Below are 23,287 nucleotides of genomic sequence, written 5' to 3'. Positions count from 1 at the left end.
GAGGGAGCGACCGTGCCAGGGATGCCCGTCAGCATCGGCTGCAACGTGATGGTGATGCCCGGCGCAGCCGGGCCACCGGACACCGGCACGATCATCGCCGTCCTGCCGCCGTTCGTGTTCGCCGACGTCATGCCCCTGGCCACCTCGGGCTCGATCTGCCTCATGGTCAACTCGCTCTCGGGCGTGACCTACCCCCTGGTCATCGGGCCGCTCGGGTCGGCCGGGGTACGGGTGACCGGCAGGTCCCTGGTCCGGATGGGCGACCTGATCCCGTCGCCACCGGGCGTGCTGATGATCCTCGGCCCGCCGGCCGCGACCTGCGTGACGGACCAGTGGCCGCCGTGACGCCGCGCCGTCGGTCCACCACCTCCGGATCCGGAAGGAGAGAGCGATGAGCACCCCGGCGATCGGATCGGCCGGCGCCCTCCGCGACGCCCTCTTCGGGAACGACCTGCGTCTGCTCGGCGACCTCTTCACCGCGGAGCAGCGCGAGCGCGGCAGCGACCTGTTCACGGCGCCGCGCCCGCAGGCCGTGCTGCCCGGTGCTCCGGACGCGTCGCCGCAGGACCTCCAGCGCGTGGAGGGCGTCGCGGACCTCATGCAGGCCCTCATCCTGCGATTCCTCACCCAGGTGGGCGAGCTCGCACACCTGGGCCACCCGACCTACGGCAGCCGGCTGCACGAGCTCGTCGGGGAGCCGAACACGGAGACGACCCGGAACCGGGCCAAGCTCTTCGCGCTCCAGGCGCTCCTCGACGAGCCGCGGGTCGCGAAGGTCCGGTCGATCTCCGTCGAGACCGACCGCCGCCGTCCCACCTGGGTGGAGGTCAGGGCGGCGATCGTCGCGATCGACGAGGTCACCGAGCTCAACCTCGTCTTCCCGGTCCCGCTCGAGGGAGGTACGCCGTGAACGTCGACACCGTGACACTCGTCCATCGCCCGTACGGCGACCTGGTCGACGACATCCTGACGTCGGTCGTCGGCGGCGTGGTCAACGAGAAGATCCTCTTCGACCTCAAGATCCTCACGTACCCGCTCGCCGAGCCGTCGTCGGGCATCCGCGGCATCACCGGCACCGCCGGGGGGCAGCCGCGCACGTTCCTGCTGCACATCGACTTCGAGTTCGGGGCGGCCACCAACGTGGTGATCTGGCTCGACGACGGCACGCTGCCCGACGACGACACGGCGTTCTACGTCGACTACTTCCGGGTCGACAGTCGCTCGCCGCTGAGCGACATCAACGTCGGCAGCGTGACGCGCACCCTCACCGAGGCGGTCGGCCGCGAGGTCGCGACCGTCTACGAGCAGATCAACCTCGCCTACCTGTCGGCGTTCGTGGACACCGCGACCGGCCAGTCCCTGGACTACGTCGTCGCGATCTTCGGCATCACCCGCAAGACCGCCGAGTTCGCCGAGGGGCTCGTGACCTTCTTCCGGGCCGAGGGTCTCGACGGCAACATCACCATCGCGGCCGGCACGGGGCTGGCGACCACGACCGGCTCGGTCCTGTTCGTCACCACGCAGCCGCGGACGCTCCAGCGCGGCCAGGTGCGCATCGACGTGCCGGTGCGGGCCGACGTCGGGTTCGCGGGCGACCCCGGCCTGGTGGCTGCCGGGACCATCACGGAGATGACGCAGCCGGTCGCGGGCATCGCGCGGGTGAGCAACCTGGACCCGACGCTGCGGGCGGCGGCCGACGAGACCGACGACGAGCTGCGCGCCCGCGCCCAGGCGGTGCTCCGCGGCCTCGGCAAGGCGACCCTCGCCGCGCTCGATCGCGTGATCCGGGAGGGCAGGGGCACGCCGGTGGAGTTCTTCGACCCCAACAGTCCGCCGGCCAACCGGGCCGAGCCCGGCACGGTGACCGTGGTGGTCGACGCCGAGCCGGAGCGGCTGCCGAGCCTGGTCGACCAGGTGCACCAGACGCGTGCCGCCGGGGTGCTCGCGACGCTCGTGGCGCGCTACGTGTTCATCACGCCGCGCGTGCACGCCACCATCACCGCGGACCTCTCCGACCCGGGCCAGGAGCAGGTCCGGCGAGACGTCGTGGCGGCGCTCCAGGCGTACGTCGACGGTCTCACGCGCGGCGACCCGGCGGACGGCGCCACGATGCTCACGGCGATCAAGGCGGTGCCGGACGTGCTGGACGCGACGGCCATCGTCGACGTGGTCGTCGCGCGCGCGGACCTGACCGGGGCCGACGGCGACGACGCGCTGCTCGACGCGCTCGTGCAGGCAGCCGTGCTGACGCCGCCACCCGCGACCCCGGGGGACACCTCGGTCCTGCGGGCGGCGCTCGCGGCCGCGGTCGACGCCGCGGGCAGCCCGGCGCCCAGCGGCGCCCGGGTGCCGGACCGGTCGCTGCTGGTCTCGACCGCGGAGGGCCGGGCCGGGCAGCCGGCCTCCGACGCCGACATCGAGGCGGGCGAGTTCCGGGTGTCCGCCACGGTCGCGGGCGAGTCCTGGTGGATCGCCCTGGCGATGACGCCCGGCGACGTGGGGACGGAGGTCGGTGGTGCCGAAGGCTGACCGAATCCTCGCGAACCTGCCGCCCACCTTCCGGCTGCGGGGCGACCCGTCCGCGCTGCGCGCGCTCGTGGACGCGTACGGCGGCGAGCTGCAGGCCGCCGAGAACTCGCTGGTCTCGGTCATGCGCGCCCACTGGGTGCAGTTCGCCGACGCGGGCGAGCGCGAGATCCACGACCTCGCGCTGTTCGCCGCGCTCTACGGACTGCAACCGCGTGCGGACGAGAGCGTCGAGGAGTTCCGCGAGCACCTCCTGCGCTACGTGCGCAGCCAGCTCGACAGCACCGCCACCGTGCTCGGCGTGCTCCGGACCACCGCGGAGGCGCTCGGCCTGCACCTGGAGGAGGCGGCGCTCGACACCTGGTGGGAGCGCGAGCTGCGGGGCGAGCCGCTGCTGACGACGACCCAGTCGATCGGCGCCGACGCCGCGACCCTGGTGCTCGGCCTGCCGAAGGCCGTCCGCACCGGAGCGGCGGCGGCCCCTGGGCGGGTCCGCGGCACGGTCGACCTGAGCGACGGCGTGGACCTGAGCGGGCGCTCCTGGCTGTGGGTCGCGCTCGACGGCGGCGCGCCGCAGCGGGTCGAGCTCGCCGACGGCGCCCCGGACCCCTCGTCGGTGACCGGGCAGCAGATCCTCGGCGCGTTGGACCGCGACCTCGGCCCCGACGGCGTCGGCTCACTCGTCGACGGCCGGCTGGTGCTGACCTCGCCGACCGCGGGGCCCGGCTCCGAGGTCGCGGTCGTCGACGGCGAGAACGACGCGGCGGACCTCGTGCTCGGGCTCCGGCCGCGGACCTACCAGGGCACCGCCGCCACCCGGGCCCGGCTGACCGGCACGCCCGACCTGTCCACCGCCCTCGACCTCACCGACGCGCGCTACCTGCGCCTCGCCGTCGACGGCAGCCGCCTGGTCGAGGTGGACTGTGCCGCGCTCGCGGGCGACCCCGCCGCGGTCGACCTCGGCGAGGTCACCGACGCCGTCAACGACGCCTTCGGCGTCGCGGTCGCATCCGACGACGGACGGTTCCTCACGCTGACCTCGCCCACGCTCGGTCCCGCCGGGTCGATCGTCGTGCTCGACCCCGCCGCGCAGCCCGCGACGACCCTGCTGCTCGGGCAGGCGCCGCGCACCGCGGTCGGGCTGCCCGCGCTCAGCGCGCGGGTGGTGTCCGACCGGAGCATCGGACTGGGCGTCGACCTGGGCAGCGACTCGGTGCTGCGGCTGGCCATCGACGCGGAGCCGGCGGTGTCGGTCGACGTCGCGGGCCTGGACCCCGGCGCGACCCTGCCCCAGGAGATCGTCACGTCGGTCAACGAGGGGCTCGGCGCCACCGTCGCCTCGCACGACGGCGACCGCGTGACGCTGCGCTCCTCGACCGAGGGCGAGACCGGTCAGCTGCTCGTCGAGGAGGTCACCGGTGACGCCGCCGAGGCGGTCATGGGCCTGCGCCCGCGGGCCGGCCGGGGCGCACCTCCCGTCACCGCCGCGCTCACCGGGAGCCCCGACCTGGCCGGCAGCGTGGACCTGTCGGCCCGGCACGTCCTCGTCCTGGCACTAGACGGCGCCGAACCGGTCGCCATCGACCTGCGCTCGCACGCCGCCGACCCGACCCACGCCACGCTCGAGGAGGTTGCCCGCGCGATCAACACCGCGCTCGGACGCCCCGACGACGACCCGGTCGCCTCCGACGACGGCGCGCACCTGGTACTCGTCTCGCCCACCGAGGGCGAGGGCGGCGGCCTCGCCGTGCTGCCGTACGTCGAGACGTCGCACCGTCGGTTCGTCACCCGCGCCCGCGTGACCGACGACGCCGCGACCACGCTGCTCGGCTTCACGGCCCGCACCGCCCACGGCACTGCGGCCACGAGCGCCCGGCTGACCGGGGCGTCGGACCTGGCGAGCGGCGCCGACCTGAGCGCCCACCGGTGGCTGCGGGTGCGCATCGGGGCTGCCGAGCCGCTCGAGGTGGACGTTGCCGGGCCGCGGCCGCGCGCGACGACGCCGGAGGAGATCGCCGGCCGGGTCGACGACGCGTTCGCCGCCGAGCGGCCGGGGGTCCGGCGGCCCGTCGCGCTCTCCGACGGGCACGCCGTGACCTTCCAGGACCTGGAGGCCGGTGCGGCGTCGTCGGTCGCCGTCGAGCCGTCGCGGTCCCTGGACGCGCGCGAGACCGTCCTCGGGACGGTGCCGGACCTGGTGCCCGAGGATGTGCGCGGCCGCGGCCCCGCCGGCGTGCTCCTCACCGGCACCGTCGATCTCTCCGCGGGTGTCACGCTGCCGGGCGACGCGGCACTGCGCATCGGCGTGGACGGGGCAGGTCCGGTCGACGTACCGATCGGTGAGGGCGGCGGCCCGGCGTCACACTCGCTCACCCAGGTCGCCGCTCGGGTCAACCTCGCACTCGGCGGACCCGTGGCCGGCCACGACGGCACCCATCTGCTGCTCACGTCGCCGACCACCGGCTCCGGCAGTCGGCTCGTGCTGGAGCCACCGAGCGCGGGCACCGACGTGTCCGCCGAGGTGCTCGGTGTCTCCGTGCCGCGCACCTACGCCGGGCGCGAGGCCACGGCCGCGCGGATCACCGGGGTCGTCGACCTCGCGGCCGGGGTCGACCTCCGCACCGCGCACCTGCTGTCCCTCGCCGTCGACGGGGCGCCGGCCGTCGTGGTCGACCTCACCGCCGCGGTCGCGGGGGAGGGCCGCGACGCCGTACCCGCGAACGTGATCGCGGCCGCCGTCAACGCCGGCTCGGCCGCCGAGGCCGTGACCGTGCCGATCCCGGGCGGGGTCGCGGTGCAGGTCACGTCGCCGACCGCCGGACCCGACAGCCATCTGGTCCTCGGCATCGCCCACGAGGGCGACGCCGCGGACCTGGTCCTCGGCGGCGCGCCCCGCACGGCTCACGGCCTCGCGCCGGGCCCCGCCGTGGTCGACGGCGACGTGGACCTGCTCGGCGCGGTGGACCTCTCGGACCGCTCGGTGCTGCGGCTCGCGGTCGACGGCGGGGAGGCCGTCGACGTCGACGTCGCCGGTCCGGCACCCGCGCAGACCATGCTCGGCGACGTCGTGGCCGCGATCGACGCGGTGCTGCCGGGCGTCGCAAGCCGAACCCCGGCGGACCGGCTCCGGCTTACCTCGCCCACGGCCGGCGTCGACAGCCGCGTCGAGGTCGTCACCATCCGCCACCTCGAGCTGCAGGAGTACCCGCCCACCACTGATCGAGCCTCGGCCGCGGTCCGCAACGGCGCCCTCGTCGCGCTGCACAACGTGGGCGCCGCGGCGGTGACCGGCCGCGTCACGCTCACGACCACCCACGGGGTCGCCGGGCCGCGGTTCGCGGACCCCGACGTCGGCTGGTCGGTGCGGATCGGCGACGCGGTCAGCGCGGGGGAGCGGCTCGTCGTCGCGGCGACCGCGGCGGGCGACGTCGTCGCCACCATCACCGAGCTCGGTACGCCGCGCACGGTCGCTCCGGAGCACGTGCACGTCGCCTCCGGCGAGGTCGCACCGCTCACCGTCCGTCGCGGTCGCACCCGGTGGAGCTACACGGAGTGCCGGGCCGCCCGCTTCGACGAGGCCGTGTTCGACACCGATCACTTCGCGGGGGGACCCTGCACGGAGGAGGCGGTCCTCGACCTCAGCCGGTTCGCCCCCACCGACGTGTCCGCCGTGTTCTCGGCCGGGGGCGCGCGACCCGCGACGGCGCAGCTCGAGGTCGTCTGGGACTCCCACGCCGCCGGCTCCTTCGTCGTGAACCTGCCGCGCGAGCTCGACGTCCGCTTCGGCGAGGGGCTGGGGGAGACCCGGCTCGGCGCGGGCGACCCCGAGCACATCCCCGGCGTCGTCACGGAGCCGTCGAGCGACGACGACTTCCTGCGCGACCGCATCAACCACGAGTCGCGCCTCGTCGTCGTCGCGCCGCTGACCGTCCCGCAGGTTCCGATCGGGTGGGAGCCCGTCACGCTGCCCTTCCGTCGGCTCGTCCCGTTCACCCTCGGCAACGCCGAGAGACCCGCGCGGCTCTACCTCTCCGACCCCGGGTTCGGGTCGCGCTTCCTGCTCCTGGAGGCCAAGGCGCCCGGCGCATGGGGCAACCGGATCAGCATGTCGGCGCGACTCGCCGGACCCGCGATCTACGACCTGGAGATCCACTTCACCGGCAGCAGGTTCGAGTCCGCCCGCAGCGTGGCGCTCGGACCGCCGCTGCCCACACTCGCCGACGACCTCCTCGCCCCGCGCCCGCTCGGCGTCGGGACCGGCAAGGCCGCCGGAGTCCGCGCAGCAGTCACCAGGGACCGGGTGGCCGGACCCACGACCAGTCAGGGCGGGCCCAGCCCGCACGAGGAAGGAACACCATGAGCGAGAGCACCGCGCCGTACGTCGAGCGGTCGCCTGGCGACCTGCTCACCGCCGAGGACTGGAACACGGTCCAGGTGAAGATCCAGGAGGACATCCGCGCAGCGGCTCAGGCGGCGGCGGACTCCGTCACCCACGTCGCCGCCGCCGACGACGCCACCAGGATCGAGGGCAAGGACCTCGACGCCCTCACCGACGAGATCGTCAAGCGGGTCCGCGACGACCTGCGCGGGCAGACCGGCTACCAGCAGCTGTTCAAGGTGCTGCACGCCGGCGAGGTCACCGTGATCGAGCACGACCTCGGCACGATGCCGCTCGTTGACCTCTACAGGCTGGAGTACTTCCAGGTGGTCTGCCGCGAGGACGACGAGTCGCGCCTGGCGTATGCGACCTTCTACCTGCACAACGCCGAGGAGCGCCGCCTCCGCGTGACCAACGACGCCGGCACCCGCGTGGCCGTCGACGTCCAGGAGCCGGACGGGCCCGAGCGGGGCATCCCGTTCGCCGACATGCTCACCCGCTACGACGTGCAGTACACGGACACGACCTCGCTCGACGACCTGGTCACCGAGTTCTGGCAGGCGTTCTTCGGCGACCCCAACGACCGCTTCGACGACGACCAGTACTGCTACTCGCCCTGGTTCGAGCGCTGCTGCAAGGAGCAGCAGTCGGTTCGCAAGCTCAAGCAGAACGGCGACTGGGACGACATGATCTTCCAGTTCCGCCCGCTCAAGTCGGTGAACTACCCGACGGGCGCGACGCTCGGCTCGGGCGACGACCCCACCCTCCTCCCGCGGCCGGCCAACACGTTCGTCGAGCATCTCGACAACAACCGCACCGCGGTGCGGTTCCTGGGGAAGTCCGTGCACAACGCGGCCGACGCGGGCGCCGTCGAGTACATCGGTCAGGAGGAGTTCGAGGACGAGCTCAAGCTGATGATCCTGCTCAAGGTCTGAGGAGAGGGCGGTTGGCGGAGGAGCGAGAGGGGCGTCGCGATGCGGGTTCGGGCCGAGCACGTGGGGCGAGGGTTGCCGTTCGAACGCGACCGGCGGCTGGTGCTGCGGCGCCTGCCGGTCGACGCCGTCGTGCAGCGCGCGGTCCTGACGCTCACCCCGGTCAGCACCGACGCCGGCGGGCGGTTCCTGGAGACGCTCTCGTTCGGTGACGGCCGGGGCGACTGGGGCGCGACCAAGGTCGCGACGAGCACCGCCGTCGAGATCGATCTCCACGCCCGCCGCCGGCTGGCGTCGCTGACCGGCACCAACCTCGGCACGGCGCACCTGCTCGCCGACCTCGGCGGCGGATTCCTCGCGGTCGACTCCGAGGGCGGGTTCGGCGACAACGGCACGTTCGCCCTGGGCAACGCGGTCACCCTGCCCGGCATCTGCGTGACGGGCCTGCGCGCGCCGACTCCCACTGCGTCGGCCCCCGACATCTCGCAGCTGCGGGTGTCCTCACCCCCGAGCAACGTGACGGTCGCGGTCGAGGGCGGGCCGGTGTTCTTCACCCACCTCGGCGACCTGATGGACCCGGTGACGACGCCGGACTTCGCCGACCTCCTCCAGGGGCTGCTCGCGGACCTGGACGTCGAGAACGGCTGCGTCGTCGTGCCCTTCGTGTTGCACTCCGACACCATCGCCCGCCTCGACCTGGTGCTCGAGATCGACTACGCGATCGAGGCCGGCGGCCTGCCCGACGGGGTCGCCTCCGCGCAGGCGCAGTACGCGTTCGGCGGAGCGCCCGTGGCCGGGCAGGGCGCACTGTCGGTGACGGCGCCGCCGGGGCTGGTCGCGGTCGCGGGCGGGACGACGGGTCGGGTGCAGGGTGCCTTCGCCGAGACCCGCGTGGTGTTCGGCGCGGTGACCGGGGCGCTGCCGCCCGAGCTGGTGTCGGTGGGCCCGGGGCAGTCCCTGGCGCAGCAGATCGTGCTGCCCGGCGCCCGGGTCGCGTCGTCGGTCGACCTGCTGCTCACCGCGGTGACCGCCGAGGCCGCGCTCGCGATCGACATCGTCGACGACCTCGACGGCAAGCCGGGGCGGACGTCGCTGCTGAGCCGGCCGGCCGACCTCCGCCTCACCCGCGACGACGCCGGATCGCCTACGTGGCTGAGTGTCCCGCTGCCCGCGGAGACCGAGCTGGCGGCCGGGACGACGCGCTGGGTCGTGGTGCAGGCGCGGACCGGCTCGGCGGCCTGGAGTGCGGGGCCCGACGACGGCGACGCGGTGGCGCCGGGGCTCCAGACGACCCGTGACGGTGGGCTGTCCTGGCGACGCGCGGAGGGCAGGTCGGTCACCGCGCCGTTGCGTGCGCCGTTGCGGCTGCGGCACACCACGCCGGGCTTCGAGATGCCGCTCGAGCTGCGGGTCGGGGCCGGCGGGGCCGAGGTCGCGGTCGACCTGCAGCGGTTCGCCGCATCCGGGACCGTCGACTTCGGGCTCGACTTCCCCGAGGTGGCCGAGGCGTTCAACGCCGCGCTGGCCGCGGCGGGCGCCCGTCCGGACGGTGGCGGCGAGCGGGTCGCCAACGGCGACTTCGTGACGTGGTACCGCGTCGGCAGCGCCGTTGCTCGGAGCAACGAGCTCCGCCTTCCGGAGGCGACGGGCCTCCGGTTCGGGCTCGCGGCCTTCGGCCGCGACAGCGGACTGGTCCACACCGTGGTGCAGGGGGACGGCGACGCGAGCTACGTGGGGTTCGACGTCTTCTCCGGGGCGCCGACGCTGCAGCAGAGGATCGGCGACGGGACGCCCGTCGCGCTGGCCATGGACGCCCCCGGCCGGACGGCGCTGGTCTCGATGGTCGACTTCTCCGATGCCGTCATCGGTCGCCTCGGCTCGGACAGTGTGGTCCTCGCGGCCGCCGGGGCCGACGGCCCGACGATCCGCGGCGGGCTGCTGCTGGTCGACACGGCGACCGGGCGGCCCTCCGGGGGCCGGGTCGCGACCCCGGAGCCGGTGATCGGCCTGGCGGCCGCCCCCGACGGGCAGGGCGTCTACGTCGTCGGCTGGGACGTCGTCGCCGACGAGACCAGGTCCGTGGTCCGGCACGTCGGCTGGTCCGACCTGCGAGCCGCCGCGGCGGGCGCCGAGCTGGCGTGGTCGACCCTGCCGCGCACGGTCGTGAGCGGGCAGCTGCGTCACGTCACCGTCGCGCCGGACGGTCGGCTCGTGCTGCTGGTCGCGGGTCCGGACGGGGACGTCGCGGCCGGCGGCTCCGCCGGAGAGGTGCTCGCCTACGCGGACCGGGCCGCGGTCGCGGCCGGCGACGCCGTACGGGTACCGGCGCCCGCCGATGCCGTGCAGGTCGCGGCGACCCCGGACGGCGCGAAGCTGCTCGTGCTGGCGCGCGCGGGCGTGACGTACCTGCGATCGGCGGATCTGGCGACGCTCGACGACGTCGCGTTCCTCGACGAGGCAGGCGGCGCGGGGCAGGCGCTCGGCATCGCGCCCACGGGCGACGTCGCCGCCGTCGTGCGCCGGGAGGCCGTGAACGTCCTCGACGTGCCGAACCGGCGCTGGCTGACCGACCCCGGGTTCTCGGTGCCGGTCGGCAGGGCCGGCGGGCAGGTCGTCGTCAACGCCGCGGGGACGCACGCCGCGGTCGTCGGCATGGGCATGTCGGACGGCACCCTGGTGGCCATCGGGGCCGCCCTGCCCGCCGACTGGGAGGTCACCGCCGGGGCGGTCCGGCCGGTGAGCCTGCCGGCGACCGGCGAGGTGCTGGCGCTGCTCGGCGACCCGCGCGGGATCTCCGGCCGGGTGGCGACCCAGGCCGCGGCGATCTCCCAGGTGGTCCCGGTGACCGGCGCCGTGCGCTACCGGATCTCCTTCGACGGGCTGTCGCTGGTCGAGGGCGGCGTCGCGCAGGTGCGCTGGCTCGGTGACCGCTGCCGGCCCGGCCGGGTCGACCGGGTGCCGGTGACGTCGTTCGACGTCGAGTCCGGAGGGTCGGTCGAGCGGATCCCGCACCACGAGGCGGTGCTGACCTCGCCGGCCGACGCCACGCAGGCCGAGGTGCGGTTCCACGTGCCCGAGGCGGCGATGGCGATCGACAAGGTCTCCCTGCTCCCGTCGCTGGACGTCGCCTCCGGCGCGTGGACGCCGGACGACCCGGCCACGACGGTGACGGCTGCGGGCGCCGGCACCGTCGTCTCCAACGGCGGCGCGGCCACCTCGACGGTCTCGCAGGTCGCGGCGGTGCGGGCGGGCGACCTGTTCGAGCTGACGGTGGAGGCGACCACCAGCGGCGAGCCGGGGGCGGCGGTCGAGCTCGGCTTCGCGGATGACGCCGGCGCGGTCGTCGGCGACGTACCGAGCGTGCCGCTCGACCCACTCGACTTCGACGACCGCGCCGCGAGCGGCACCGTCCCGGACGGCGCCGTCGAGGCGACCCTGCGGCTCGTGCTGCCACCGGGCGCCGTCGTCGAGCTGCGCACGCTGTCCTTGTCGGTGGGCGCCGCCGCGGAGGTGGAGCTCTACTTCGCCTCGCAGGCTCCGGGCGAGCTGCGCGTGTCCGACGTGGGCGTCAGGTTCGAGGCGGACGAGCCGCAGCCGCTGCCCGTGCCGCCGGGTGGGCTCTGCCCCGCGACGCCGACGGGGGAGGGCCCCGACGGCGAGGCCTGCCACTGCCAGGCCTGCGGTACCACCGGCCCGGTCCGGCAGGCCGCGGCCGCAGTCACGCCCGCCGGGCGCCCGGTCGTCGTGACGCCGTGTCCGACGTGCGGCACCGACCGGGTCCGGCTCGGCGGCAAGGTCGTCCGTGGGGCTCAGCGCCCCCTGTTGCGCCAGTTCGAGGTCCACGACCGCCAGGTCGCGCTCCGAGTCGGCGAGGAGCGCCGTCCGGCCGTCGAGAGCCGGGTGCGCGTCGACGAGCCGCTCGAGGCCGTCGACGGGATCGCCGAGTCCCGCGCGACCCTGCTGCGCGCGCACGGCGTCCGCGATCTCGTCGCGCTGAGCCGGGCCGACGCCGCCGCGCTCGCGGACCTGCCCGGGGTGTCGCGCGGGATGGCCGAGAGCTTCATCGCCCAGGCCCGGATGCTCGTCCGCGAGCGCGGCGTCCGCGTCGTCTTCGACTGAGGTCCGGCGCGTCGGATGTCGGTGGTTTCGAGGCTCAGGCGCCAGGGCGCCTTCGCACCTCAACCACCGTGGCCGGTGGTTGAGGTGTGAGGAGCGCCGGCGACGAGCCTCGAAACCACCTCGACGAGACGCGCCAGAGCACCTTCGCGCCTCAACCACCGTGGCCGGTGGTTGAGGTGTGAGGAGCGCCGGCGACGAGCCTCGAAACCACCTCGAAGACCGGGGCCGACCTCAGGTCGACAGCGTCCCGGGAGGCGGGCGCGAAAAGGCGCATGAGAACTCGCGTGGAGCCCTTCCATTTGCGGCGCGCGAGTGCCTATGATCCAGCACACATGTTCGTTCAGCGTACAGGCGTTTCGCACAGTAAAACAAGGAGTCCCATGAGTTTCATCGAGATCGAGTTCACCGGCCAGCAGAAGACCTTCCGGGCCGAACTGCTCGATCAGACCGCCCCGAAGACCTGCGAGGCGCTGCGATCGATGCTCGCGGAGCCGGTGGTCGGCGCGAGCTACCACTCGATCTACTCCGGCCAGGAGTTCTACGTGTACTGCCCGCCGGTCGACCTGCCGCTGGAGAACCACGTGGTGTGGCCCAAGCCCGGCCAGATCGTCTACTACTACTTCCCCGAGAACATGTACGCCGGCATGCACGTCCACAAGGACCGCATCCAGGGGGACGGCGCGGAGATCGCGCTCTGGTACGGACACGGCGACCTGCGCGTGGTCAGCGAGACCGGGATCCGGGGCAACCTGTTCGCCGAGATCGTCCCCGAGCAGCTCGACGACTTCTACGCCGCCGGCGACCACGTGCTGGCGCACGGCCGCGAGGACATCATCATCCGGCTGGCGGACTGAGACCATGCCGCGCTACGAGGTCGAGGGCGTCCAGAAGGCGGTCGGGCTGCTGCGCGCGCTCGCCAAGTCGGATCAACCGCTCGGCGCCTCCGACCTCGGCCGGCAGGTCGGCCTCGGCCGGTCGACGGTCTTCCGGCTGCTCTACACCCTGCAGCTGGAGGGCATGGTCCGCCAGGACGAGAGCACCAAGAAGTACCGCCTCGGCCCGGACCTCGCCGCCCTCGGACGCGCGGCCAGCGACGACTTCGACCTGCGGCGCGAGGCGCGTCCCGCCATGGAGCGCCTCGCCGCCGCGGTGAACCTGCCGGTCTTCCTCAACGTGCCAGGTGCCTCGGAGGTCATCTGCATCGAGCACGTGGCCAGCCTGAGCACGGTCGAGCTGTACGGCCGCGCGGGCTCGACCCTGCCCTACCACGCCTGCCCCTCCGGCTACGTGTTGCTGGCCTTCGGTCCGTCCGAGCGGCTGGAGCAGGTGCTGGAGGGGCCGATGCCCCGCTACGCGTCCCGGACGCCGGACGCCGACACGTTGCGACAGCGCGTGCTCGACGTCCGGCAGGCCGGGATCGCCCACGCGAGCGACGACCTCGACGAAGGGGTCTCCTCGCTCGCCGTCCCCGTCCTCGACATCCACGGAAACACGATCGCCTCGCTCGGCCTCGCGGGATTCTCCGTCAACTTCGACGCCCGCGTCGACGAGCTCTCCCGCGGTCTGCGCACTGCCGCATCCCAGGTCTCGGAGCACAACCATCTCGCCGTCCCCGGCCTCGCCCGGCCGACCAACCCCGGAGATCCGACATGATCACGAACCACCGCCGCCTGACCGGCGCCCTCCTCGCCGCCGGCCTGCTCGCCACCGCCGTCGGCTGCGGGTCCTCCGACTCCACGGAGTCCGAGCCCGACCAGAGCGCCATCGTCAAGGAGCTGCGTGACCAGCTGCCCGAGGCGGTGACGAAGTCCGACACCCTCAAGGTCGCCACCTCCATCTACCCGCCGGTCGACTTCTACGAGAGCGACGGCAAGACCCTGACCGGCTTCGACTACGAGCTGATGGAGGAGATCGCGAGCCGCCTCGGCGTCACCATCGAGTGGAACGTGATCGACTTCGCGAACATCATCCCCGGCATCCAGTCCGGGCAGTACGACTTCGCCACCGACCTCAACGACACCGCCGAGCGCGAGGAGGTCGTCGACTTCGTCACGGAGTTCCGCGACGGTACGTCGATCCTCGTGCCCGAGGGCAACCCGGACGGGATCACCGACCTCGACAGCCTGTGCGGCAAGACGGTGGTCGTCACCAAGGGCAGCACCCAGGTGGCCCTGGTCGCGGAGCAGAACAAGACCTGCTCGACGCCGATCAAGCCGATGCAGCTGCCCGACGACCCCGACGCGATGCTGGCGATGCGCAACGGCCGAGCCGACGCCTACCTGGTGAACACGCTGGCCGGCTCGTACGCCGTGAACACCGCCGGGCAGCAGGGCTTCGAGATCCTCGAGGGCGTCTACGACGAGGTGTTCGCCGGCCTGGTGTTCCCGAAGAAGTCGACGGAGCTGCGCGACGCGATCCTGAGTGCCATGCAGGCACTGATCGACGACGGGACGTACGCCGAGGTGATGAAGGACTACGGCCTGGAGAACAACATGATCGACAAGAGCATGGTCAATGCGGTCGGCAACGGGTGAGGCGGCGGTCGTGACCGCGCCCGCGACCCAGCCGGCGGAGGAGGTCGAGGCGATCCGGGCCGTGCCGGTACGGCACCCGGGCCGGACCGTCGCCGGCGTCGTCCTGCTGCTGCTGATCGTCTGGGTGGCGATCACCGTCGCCGGCAACGAGCAGTTCGACTTCGGCGCGATCCCGGAGTACCTCTTCGACCCGGTCGTGCTCAGCGGCGTCCGGCTGACGATCGTGCTGACCGTCGTCTCCATGGTGCTCGGACTCGTGGTCGGCGTGATCGCCGCGATCGGCCGGCTGTCGGAGAACCCCGTGCTGCGGTGGGTCGCCGGCGCCTACATCTGGCTGTTCCGCGGTACGCCGGTGCTGGTCCAGCTGGTCTTCTGGTTCAACATCGGGATCGTCTTCCCGACGGTGGGCATCTCGGTGCCCTTCACCGACATCTCCCTGGTGTCGGTGGAGTCCAACAGCGTGGTCACCCCGGTCAACGCCGCGATCCTCGGCCTCGGTCTCAACTCGGGCGCCTACATCGCCGAGATCGTCCGAGGCGGCATCACCTCGGTCGGGCGGGGCCAGGTCGAGGCGGCTGCGGCGCTCGGCCTGGACCCGCGCCGGACGATGCGCCGGATCGTGCTGCCGCAGGCGATCCCGGTGGCCGTGCCGCCGCTGGGCAACGAGTTCGTGAGCATGCTGAAGTACTCCGCGCTGGCGAGCGTGATCGCCGTCCAGGAGCTGCTCGGGTCGGTGGAGACCATCTACTCGGTGAACCTGCGGACGCTGGAGCTCCTCGTCGTGGCCAGCATCTGGTACCTCGCGCTGACGACGCTCTTCTCCGGCCTGCAGTCGCTCCTCGAGCGGCGGCTCAGCCGGGGCCGCACCGGCATCGTCACCGTGCGGTCGAGTCGGTTCTCCTTGTCGAGGCTCTGGAGGTGGAGCGCATGAGCACCCCCGCCGTCCTCGCCCGTCAGGTGCACAAGAACTTCGGCCCGAACCACGTGCTGCGCGGGATCGACCTGGAGGTCGCACCCGGCCAGGTGCAGGTGATCGTCGGCCCGTCGGGCAGCGGCAAGTCGACGTTCCTGCGCTGCATCAACCACCTCGAGCGGATCGACGCCGGCCGCCTGTACGTCGACGGCGAGCTGGTCGGCTACCGGGAGGTGCACGGCAAGCTGCACGAGCTCCGGCCGCAGGAGGTGGCCCGGCAGCGGGTCCGCACCGGCATGGTCTTCCAGCACTTCAACCTGTTCAGCCACATGACGGTGACGCAGAACATCATCGAGGCGCCCCGGCACGTGCGCGGGCTCTCGAAGTCGGACGCCGTCACGCTGGCCCACGACCTGCTCGCCCAGGTGGGCCTGGCCGACAAGGCCGACGCCTACCCGGCCGAGCTCTCCGGCGGCCAGCAGCAGCGGGTCGCGATCGCCCGGGCCCTGGCCATGGAGCCGAAGCTGATGCTCTTCGACGAGCCGACGAGTGCGCTCGACCCCGAGCTGGTCGGCGACGTGCTCGCCGTGATGCGCTCGCTCGCCGAGGGCGGCATGACCATGGTCGTCGTCACCCACGAGATGGGCTTCGCCCGCGACGTGGGGGACGCGCTGGTGGTGATGGCCGACGGACGCGTGGTCGAGCAGGGCCCGCCGCGCGAGGTCCTGGCCAACCCGTCCACCGAGCGCGCCGCCAAGTTCCTCGCCCGGGTCAACTGACCCCCGCTCGCCCGACCCCTTCCCGCCGACGTCGCACGACCTGCGGCCTCGCACGATCACTCGCACGACTTCGCATGACCTTCGTATGACAAGGAGCAACACCATGAGCACGGCCAACCCGCGCGCCGACCTGGACTCGAACCTCGGCCTGAACACCCTCTCCATCCACGCGGGGGAGGCGACCGACCCGAGCACGAACGCGCTCAACACGCCGCTGTACCAGACCGCCACCTTCGCCTTCGAGAGCGCGGTGGCGAAGGAGGACGCCGTCGACCGGGCCCTGGAGTGGGAGCCCGGCGTGTTCTTCTACAGCCGCACCGGCAACCCGACGACGTACGCCCTGGAGCAGAAGCTCGCGGCCCTCGAAGGGGCCGAGGACGCGGCGGTCGGGGCGTCGGGCATGGCCGCCTGCGCCACCGCCCTGATGGCGGTGCTGGACGCCGGGGACCACTGCATCGCCTCCGAGGACCTCTTCGTGATCACCCGGGTGCTGCTCGACGAGGCCCTGTCCTCCAAGGGCATCGAGGTGACGCACGTGGACGTGACCGACCTCGACGCGGTCGCGGCGGCGGTGCGCCCGAACACGAAGGCGCTCTTCATCGAGTCCCTGTCGAACCCGCACATGGACGTCGCGGACCTGCCGGCGCTGGCCGCCCTGGCCCGGGAGCACAACCTCACCTACATCGTCGACAACACGTTCCTCTCGCCGAGCCTGCTGCGGCCGCTGGAGCACGGCGCCGACCTGGTCGTGCACTCGGCGACCAAGTGGCTCGGCGGCCACGGCGACGCGGTGGCGGGCGTGGTCGCGGGGCGCAAGGAGCTGATCGACCGGGTCCGGTTCAACATGGACGCCTTCGGTGCGGCCGTCAGCCCGTTCAACTCCTGGCTGATCCTGCGCGGGATGCGCACGCTCGGGCTGCGGATGAAGGCCAGCAGCGCCAACGCGCTCGCCGTGGCGGAGTTCCTCCAGTCGCGGCCGGAGGTCGCGATGGTCAGCTACCCGGGGCTCCCGACGCACCCGCACCACGAGCTGGCCGCCAAGCTGCTGCCCGACGGCTTCGGCGGCATGATGGCGATCCGGCTGCACGGCGACGCGGAGACCATGGGCAAGTTCGCAGCCGCGCTGAAGCTCTCGGCGATCGCGGTGAGCCTCGGCGACGTGCACACGCTGGTCTACCCGATGCCCAAGCGCGACAACCTGATCCGGCTCTCGATCGGCTGCGAGGACACCGACGACCTGGTGGCCGACTACGCGCAGGCACTGGACGCCTGCTGACCGATGACTGCCTACCAGGTGCCGATTCCCATGTCCGGGGCTGACGTCGGGGTGCTGCGCGAGATCGCCCAGCGGGTCCTCTGGCTGTCCACGTCGATCGTGGACTCCGCGAACAACGGCCGCCGGGACCCCTCGGGGCTGAAGGTCGGGGGACACCAGGCGTCCTCGGCCTCGATGGTCGACATCATGGTCGCGCTGTGGTTCCACGAGCTCGACGAGACCGACCGGATCTCGGTCAAGCCGCACGCCTCCCCGGTGCTGCACGCGATCAACTACCTGATCGGGCAGCTGCCCGCGTCGTACCTGACCACGCTGCGAGCCAAGGGTGGGCTGCAGAGCTACCCCAGCCGGCTGAAGGACCCCGACCCGGTGGACTTCTCCACCGGGTCGGTGGGGATCGGGGCGACCGCCCCGATCTGGGCGGCGATCGCCCACCGCTACGTGCGCGCGCACTTCCCGGACACCCCGCGGGCGGGCCGGTTCATCAGCCTGCTCGGTGACGCCGAGCTCGACGAGGGCGCCGTGTGGGAGGCGATCGCCGACCCGCAGGTCGGCCAGCTCGGCGAGCTCCTCTGGATCGTCGACCTCAACCGCCAGTCGCTCGACCGGGTCGTCCCGGACATCCAGGCGGGCCGGCTCAAGGGCATGTTCGAGGCCGCCGGCTGGCAGACGATGACGCTCAAGTGGGGCCGGGCCATCTCGGCGGTCTTCGAGCGCCCCGGTGGCACCGAGCTGAAGCAGCGCCTGGAGTCGATGTCGAACGAGGAGTACCAGCGGTTGCTGCGGCTCCCGGACGGCGAGCTGCCGGACCGGCTCGCCGGTGCGCAGCCGTCACCGCAGCTGCGCGCGCTGGTCGACTCGATCGCGCCGGCCGAGCTGGCGGAGACGATCCGCGACCTCGGCGGCCACGACCTCGGGCTGCTGCTCGACGCGTTCGGCCAGGTCGCCACGGACCGCCCGACGGTCATCTTCGCCTACACCGTGAAGGGTCGCCGGCTGCCGACGGAGGGCCACCCGGCCAACCACTCGGCGCTGCTGACGGGGGAGCAGATGGTCGCGCTCGCCGAGACCTGCGGCGCCGACCGGGACGACCCGTGGGCGGCGTTCCCGGCGGACTCGGCGGCCGACCTGCTCTGTCGCGAGCGCAGTGAGCGGCTGCGGCGCCCGAACCCGGGCGAGCCCGCCGCCCTCACCGTGCCCACCTCGCTGGGGCATCCCTTCCGCAAGCCCGTCTCGACGCAGGCGGCGCTGGGACGGATCCTGGCCGACCTGAGCCGGGACGCTCCCGATGTCGCGGACCTCGTGGTGACCTGTAGCCCGGACGTCGCGTCGTCGACCAACCTGGGCGGCTGGATCAACAAGCGCAGCGTGTGGGCGCCGTACGATCGATGGGACTGGTTCTCCGACGATGCCGAGCGCCTGCTCCGCTGGTCGGAGGTCGACTCGGGCCAGCACATCGAGCTGGGCATCGCCGAGGTGAACCTGGTCGGCCTGGCCGCGGAGCTCGGCACCACCTGGAGTCGGTGGGGCAAGCGGCTGATCCCGATCGCGACGCTCTACGACCCGTTCGTGGCGCGCGCGCTGGAGCCCTGGTCGTACGGCATCTACGCCGGCGGGCAGTCGATCCTGGTCGGTACGCCGTCCGGGGTGACGCTCGCGCCCGAGGGCGGCGCCCACCAGTCGATCACCACCCCGTCGATCGGGCTGGAGCAGCCGGGCTGCGTCGCCTGGGAGCCGGCCTTCGCGCAGGACCTGGAGTGGTGCCTGCTGCACGCGATGTCCCAGGTCGGCCGACCCGACGGCACCTCGGCGTACCTCCGCCTCTCGACCCGCTCGATCGACCAGGAGCAGGCCCGGCTGCCGGAGGAGCCGGCGTTGCGCGAGCGCCGGCGGCGGCAGGTGGTGGCGGGCGGCTACCGGATCGCGGGCGACCCCAGTGCCGACCAGGTGACGCTCGTCGGAGTCGGCGCGATCATGCCGGAGGTGATCGAGGCCGCCGGGATCCTGACCGACCTCGGCCACGACGTGGGCGCGATCTGCCTGACCAGCCCGGACCTGGTCTTCCGGGCCTTCCAGCAGGGTCCGGCGACCGGCATCGCGGGGGAGCTGTTCCCGCCGGCGCATCCGGCGCCCCTGGTGACGGTGCTCGACGGGCACCCACACACGCTGTCGTTCCTGGCGGGCCTGCGCGGGGACCGGATCCGGTCCCTGGGCGTGGTCGACTTCGGTCAGTCGTCGTCGCTGGCCGACGCCTACGACCTGCACGGGATCGGCGTCAACGCCATCGTGGACGCGGCCCTCACTCTGCTGGAGTCGTGACCTCCGACTGCTGGCGGCGTCGGGTGGCCTGCCACACCGACGTCGCCAGCCGGGTCACGGTCGGGTCCTCGGAGACGATCCGGCCCACGAGCGCCGCGCCCACCATGACCGCGGCGAACCCGATCAGCCACGTCGACACGGCCAGGATCACGCCGAGCGTGCCGAACTGGTCGGCGTTGGCCTGGACGTACGGCGGCATCACCAGCGACGAGCCGCGGTTGTAGAGCACGCCGAGGTAGCCGGTCAGCAGCGCTCCGATGGCCAGGGAGCGCCAGGGGACCCGCCCGAACAGCAGCACCCAGCTGGTGGCCCACCAGATCAGCGACAGGGCCAGCCCCTGGAGCGCCAGCGCCAGTCCGTCGCCGACCAGGCCACCGATGCCGTCGAAGGCCCGGCGCAACGCCCCGGCGATCTGCAGGGTCATCATCCAGCCGAGCAGCCACAGCAGGCAGCGCCGGGCGCCGGACATCCCGCCGACGTGCGGCTGCTCCCAGATCCGCTCGTACATCCGCTGGATCGCCCGGGCGAAGCTGGTCGCCGAGAAGATCGTGATGACCAGGCCGAGGAGGCCGGTCTGGGTGCGGACCTCGTCGGCGCTGACCTGGCCCTCGATCAGCTGCGTCCCGTCGTGCCCCACACCGGCGGCGTCCGAGAAGGACCGGACGGCGTCGCCGGTGATGTGCGGCAGGAACGCCGAGAGCACGACGAGCATGGGGATCAGCGCCAGCAGCCCCTGGGCGGCGATCAGCATGCACCGGTCGATGAACTCGATCCGGATGAACTCGTTCACCAACCGGCCCAGGATCGGGATCCGGTCCACCAGGGCCTTCGCCTGGTCGCGCCGGGTGCGGAACGTCGTGGTCGCCCGGACGCGCAGCGCGGCGAGGTCCACGGGTGCTCACCTCTCCCTCGGTGCGCCGCGGTGTCGGCAGGATGGCCCCATCGTGGGTGGAACCGGACCCACGGCGATCACCCGGAGCGGGTGAACCGGGGTCGCTCGGCGTGCTCGCGGGCGGTCGGGGCGGGTCGGCGTTTCATCAAGGGATGAAGGTGGGGCCGCGGCTCCCTGGCTGAGCTCACCCGGGGAGGCGTGGATCGGCCTTCTTCCCTTGATGAAACGGTTGCCACCTCACCGCCGGGCCGGGGAGTTTCCGGGTGGCGGTGGGTAGGCAACGTTTCGGGTGCGCGGAATGGTTGCTACGGCACCGCTGGGCCGGTGGGTTCCCGGGTGGCGGTGGGCAGGCAACCTTTCGGGTGCTCGGAACGGTTGCTGGCTCACCGCCGCACCGGCCCGCCCACAGCCAACGACAGCACCCGGCCCCCCGGGACCACCAAGGAGCCCGGGCTACTTCGGCTTCTTCGACACCAGGTGGCCGAAGGCGACCAGCCGGTCGTCGGTGTGGAACAGCTCGGCGCAGGTCACCAGCGTGATCAGCCTGGTCGAGCCGATCCGCTCGGACATCGGCCGATCGGTCCCGGGCTCGACCGGGTCGGACGTCGTCACCCAGCCCGCGTTGAAGTCGACGGTGAGGGCGTCGCCGTCGGTGTCCAGCACGTAGGTGTACGTCGTGTCCGCGGTCTCGACGACGATCTCGTCGCCCGCGTCGAGCTCGGGGAGGCGCCGCAGCGGCTCGCCGTGGGTGATCCGATGCCCGGCGAGCGTGAAGTTGCCCTTGCCGCCCGGCGGGGCGGCGTCGTCGAAGATGCCGAAGCCGCGCGCGAGCGTGGCGTCGTCGGTGCCGCGGTGCGCGGGGACGACGTACTCCTCGCCGAGCCTCGGGATCCGGACCAGCGCGACGACCCCGTCGGCGAGGGCGCGCTGGTCCGCGGATCGGCCGCCGCCCTCCCACACGTCGCGGGTGGCCTCGACGATCTTGTGCTGCTCGCGTTTGGACACCCAGGTGGTGCCGTAGAGCTGCCACCCGACGTAGCCGAGCAGGGCCACGCCCGCGACGATGAGGAGGACGCCCGATCCCACGAGGAGTCGTCTGCGCTTGCGCTGGCCGGCCACGGCACCAGTCTCCGTCACGCCGGTGCGCAGCCGGGCGAGCGGGGTGGCGACGGCGTGACGATCGCGAAGTCCGGGTCGCCGGGATCGAGCACCGACGTCAGGCGCTCGAGCACGTCGTTGGTGCCGGAGGCCCGTGGCTCGCTTCACCCTTCTTGGGTGAGTGAGGCGCGGGCGATGCCTGCTTACGGTCGCTGCATGACGGATCCTCGGGAAGGGGTGCGTGTCGTCCGCGCGCACCCGTGGTCCAGTCTGCCCGCGTGGACCGGCCTGTTGCTGCTGGCGACGATCCTCGCGGTGGTGCCGCTCCCGCAGGGCCTCACGCCCCGGGCCGATGCGGCGGCGGTGCTGAGCGTGAGCCAGGACATCCCGGGCGAGACCCTGATCGGCGGCGAGACGCCCGTCGTGGTGACCTTCGAGAACACCGGCGACCAGCCGGCGTACAACCTGGCCTTCTCGGTCCGGGTGCCGGTCGGGGTGACGCTCTCGTCGGCGGACCAGCCGCCGAGCCGGACGGTGGTCGAGACCGACGGCGCGGGTACGCCGACCGGGACCGTCTACCTCTGGGAGAACGTCGTCGACATCGCGGCGGGGAGCGTCTTCCACTTCCGCTACGCGCTGCAGCACGAGGTCGGCACGGGTTCCGGCCAGTGGCAGGTCAACGACACCATCGAGGCACCCGTCGACGCCTACTTCAGCACCGCCGAGGCCACGGTCCCGACCTTCCCGGACCCCGGCACCGCCGACCCGGTCGAGGTCGACCCGCCCACGGGGGCCGGGATCGTGGCCGCGCCGAGCGCCGCCGGCGCCACGACCCTGGTCCCGGTGCTGCTCACCAAGGCGGAGCCGTCGCCGGAGGGCGAGCTGCTGCGCGGCGTCCACGACCACCAGACCGTCTACACGCTCACGTTGGAGACCGGCACCCAGGGAGGCGTCGAGATCGGCCTGGTCGAGGACTGGATCCCGGCCGGCCTGGAGTTCCTCGGCTGCGACGTCGACAACTCGGCGGGGGAGGAGTACCCGGGCTCGGGACCGCTGACCCAGGGCAACGTGCTGCCGTCGGCCGAGTGTCCCGCACCCGTGACCGTGGAGACCGTCGACAGCGGGCTGCCCGCCGGCCTGGCCCCCGGCGTCTACACCCATGTCGTGTGGGACGTGGGTGACACCCTGGGGGCCTCCGCGACCGCGCAGATCTCCTACGTCGCCGGCATCCCGCAGCGCAAGAACACCATGACCTGGCCGGGCGCCACGCCGGGGACGGGCGGAGCCCAGGCGGCGAACCTCGACAACAACACCGGCGCCCTCACCACCCAGGTCGGGGACGGCGAGGTCTACGTCAACCAGGCGCAGATCGACACGACGTTCGGGGGCCAGGCGAGCGTCGTCACCGACACCGAGTCCGTGCAGGCCGTCGACGTCTCCGAGCAGAAGTACGTCGACACGCCGACGATCGCCCAGGGCGGCATCTCGACGTGGACGATCCAGCTGCAGACCTCCGAGTAG

Annotated in this window: 16 protein-coding genes; 14 read left to right on the top strand and 2 right to left on the bottom strand. The window is 73.0% G+C overall.

Annotated features, from left to right (window positions below; all coding sequences use genetic code 11):
* Positions 1–21 precede the first annotated feature (21 nt).
* From KM427_RS14300 to KM427_RS14240, 13 genes are all read left to right on the top strand, one after another.
* Positions 22–345, top strand: a complete 324-nt coding sequence (locus KM427_RS14300; RefSeq protein ID WP_183594418.1) for a hypothetical protein — start codon at positions 22–24, stop codon at positions 343–345.
* 46 nt (positions 346–391) lie between these two features.
* Positions 392–910, top strand: coding sequence for a GPW/gp25 family protein (locus tag KM427_RS14295; RefSeq protein WP_215524294.1), 519 nt, complete (start codon positions 392–394; stop codon positions 908–910).
* Positions 907–2,529: a baseplate J/gp47 family protein gene (locus tag KM427_RS14290; RefSeq protein ID WP_215524293.1), complete on the top strand. Its 1,623-nt coding sequence runs from the start codon at positions 907–909 to the stop codon at positions 2,527–2,529. The genes KM427_RS14295 and KM427_RS14290 overlap by 4 nt, the downstream gene beginning before the upstream one ends.
* Positions 2,516–6,886, top strand: a complete 4,371-nt coding sequence (locus tag KM427_RS14285; protein ID WP_215524292.1) for a hypothetical protein — start codon at positions 2,516–2,518, stop codon at positions 6,884–6,886. The genes KM427_RS14290 and KM427_RS14285 overlap by 14 nt, the downstream gene beginning before the upstream one ends.
* The gene (locus KM427_RS14280) at positions 6,883–7,839 is read left to right on the top strand and encodes a hypothetical protein (protein WP_215524291.1); all 957 of its coding nucleotides are present in this window, start codon (positions 6,883–6,885) and stop codon (positions 7,837–7,839) included. The genes KM427_RS14285 and KM427_RS14280 overlap by 4 nt, the downstream gene beginning before the upstream one ends.
* A gap of 72 nt (positions 7,840–7,911) precedes the next feature.
* Positions 7,912–11,955, top strand: coding sequence for a helix-hairpin-helix domain-containing protein (locus KM427_RS14275; RefSeq protein ID WP_252274506.1), 4,044 nt, complete (start codon positions 7,912–7,914; stop codon positions 11,953–11,955).
* A gap of 380 nt (positions 11,956–12,335) precedes the next feature.
* The gene (locus KM427_RS14270; RefSeq protein WP_183594429.1) at positions 12,336–12,809 is read left to right on the top strand and encodes a DUF3830 family protein; all 474 of its coding nucleotides are present in this window, start codon (positions 12,336–12,338) and stop codon (positions 12,807–12,809) included.
* A gap of 4 nt (positions 12,810–12,813) precedes the next feature.
* Positions 12,814–13,608, top strand: a complete 795-nt coding sequence (locus tag KM427_RS14265) for an IclR family transcriptional regulator (RefSeq protein WP_183594431.1) — start codon at positions 12,814–12,816, stop codon at positions 13,606–13,608.
* On the top strand, positions 13,605–14,489 hold the full coding sequence (locus KM427_RS14260; RefSeq protein WP_183594432.1) for an ABC transporter substrate-binding protein: 885 nt from the start codon (positions 13,605–13,607) through the stop codon (positions 14,487–14,489). Before KM427_RS14265 ends, KM427_RS14260 begins: the two co-directional genes overlap by 4 nt.
* A 10-nt stretch (positions 14,490–14,499) precedes the next feature.
* Positions 14,500–15,420: an amino acid ABC transporter permease gene (locus tag KM427_RS14255; protein ID WP_215524289.1), complete on the top strand. Its 921-nt coding sequence runs from the start codon at positions 14,500–14,502 to the stop codon at positions 15,418–15,420.
* On the top strand, positions 15,417–16,181 hold the full coding sequence (locus KM427_RS14250) for an amino acid ABC transporter ATP-binding protein (RefSeq protein WP_183594436.1): 765 nt from the start codon (positions 15,417–15,419) through the stop codon (positions 16,179–16,181). Before KM427_RS14255 ends, KM427_RS14250 begins: the two co-directional genes overlap by 4 nt.
* Positions 16,182–16,284: 103 nt before the next feature.
* Positions 16,285–17,457: a trans-sulfuration enzyme family protein gene (locus KM427_RS14245; protein WP_183594437.1), complete on the top strand. Its 1,173-nt coding sequence runs from the start codon at positions 16,285–16,287 to the stop codon at positions 17,455–17,457.
* Between the two features lie 30 nt (positions 17,458–17,487).
* Positions 17,488–19,776 carry a thiamine pyrophosphate-binding protein gene (locus KM427_RS14240; protein WP_252274504.1) on the top strand — a complete coding sequence of 763 codons (2,289 nt, stop codon included), beginning with the start codon at positions 17,488–17,490 and terminating at the stop codon, positions 19,774–19,776.
* Here the strand turns inward: KM427_RS14240 and KM427_RS14235 are convergent.
* Both KM427_RS14235 and KM427_RS25545 read right to left on the bottom strand, forming a co-directional pair.
* On the bottom strand, positions 19,757–20,668 hold the full coding sequence (locus KM427_RS14235; RefSeq protein ID WP_215524287.1) for a YhjD/YihY/BrkB family envelope integrity protein: 912 nt from the start codon (positions 20,666–20,668) through the stop codon (positions 19,757–19,759). The genes KM427_RS14240 and KM427_RS14235 overlap by 20 nt on opposite strands.
* 453 nt (positions 20,669–21,121) lie before the next feature.
* Positions 21,122–21,787 carry a class E sortase gene (locus KM427_RS25545; protein ID WP_252274502.1) on the bottom strand — a complete coding sequence of 222 codons (666 nt, stop codon included), beginning with the start codon at positions 21,785–21,787 and terminating at the stop codon, positions 21,122–21,124.
* Positions 21,788–21,982: 195 nt separating this feature from the next.
* On the opposite strand from KM427_RS25545, the gene KM427_RS25540 reads away from it, so the two are divergent.
* Positions 21,983–23,287 carry a hypothetical protein gene (locus KM427_RS25540; RefSeq protein ID WP_252274500.1) on the top strand — a complete coding sequence of 435 codons (1,305 nt, stop codon included), beginning with the start codon at positions 21,983–21,985 and terminating at the stop codon, positions 23,285–23,287.

It is taken from the genome of Nocardioides sp. LMS-CY, assembly GCF_018732145.1.
GTDB lineage: Bacteria > Actinomycetota > Actinomycetes > Propionibacteriales > Nocardioidaceae > Nocardioides > Nocardioides soli.
The sequence above is the reverse complement of the archived record's forward strand: the minus strand, read 5'-3'. Positions and strand labels throughout refer to the sequence as shown.

Coding starts and splice junctions, on each gene's coding strand:
- KM427_RS14300 (WP_183594418.1), top strand. CDS start 22: ATGCCCGTCAGCATCGGCTGCAACGTGATGGTGATGCCCGGCGCAGCC.
- KM427_RS14295 (WP_215524294.1), top strand. CDS start 392: ATGAGCACCCCGGCGATCGGATCGGCCGGCGCCCTCCGCGACGCCCTC.
- KM427_RS14280 (WP_215524291.1), top strand. CDS start 6,883: ATGAGCGAGAGCACCGCGCCGTACGTCGAGCGGTCGCCTGGCGACCTG.
- KM427_RS14270 (WP_183594429.1), top strand. CDS start 12,336: ATGAGTTTCATCGAGATCGAGTTCACCGGCCAGCAGAAGACCTTCCGG.
- KM427_RS14265 (WP_183594431.1), top strand. CDS start 12,814: ATGCCGCGCTACGAGGTCGAGGGCGTCCAGAAGGCGGTCGGGCTGCTG.
- KM427_RS14260 (WP_183594432.1), top strand. CDS start 13,605: ATGATCACGAACCACCGCCGCCTGACCGGCGCCCTCCTCGCCGCCGGC.
- KM427_RS14250 (WP_183594436.1), top strand. CDS start 15,417: ATGAGCACCCCCGCCGTCCTCGCCCGTCAGGTGCACAAGAACTTCGGC.
- KM427_RS14245 (WP_183594437.1), top strand. CDS start 16,285: ATGAGCACGGCCAACCCGCGCGCCGACCTGGACTCGAACCTCGGCCTG.
- KM427_RS14240 (WP_252274504.1), top strand. CDS start 17,488: ATGTCCGGGGCTGACGTCGGGGTGCTGCGCGAGATCGCCCAGCGGGTC.
- KM427_RS25540 (WP_252274500.1), top strand. CDS start 21,983: ATGACGGATCCTCGGGAAGGGGTGCGTGTCGTCCGCGCGCACCCGTGG.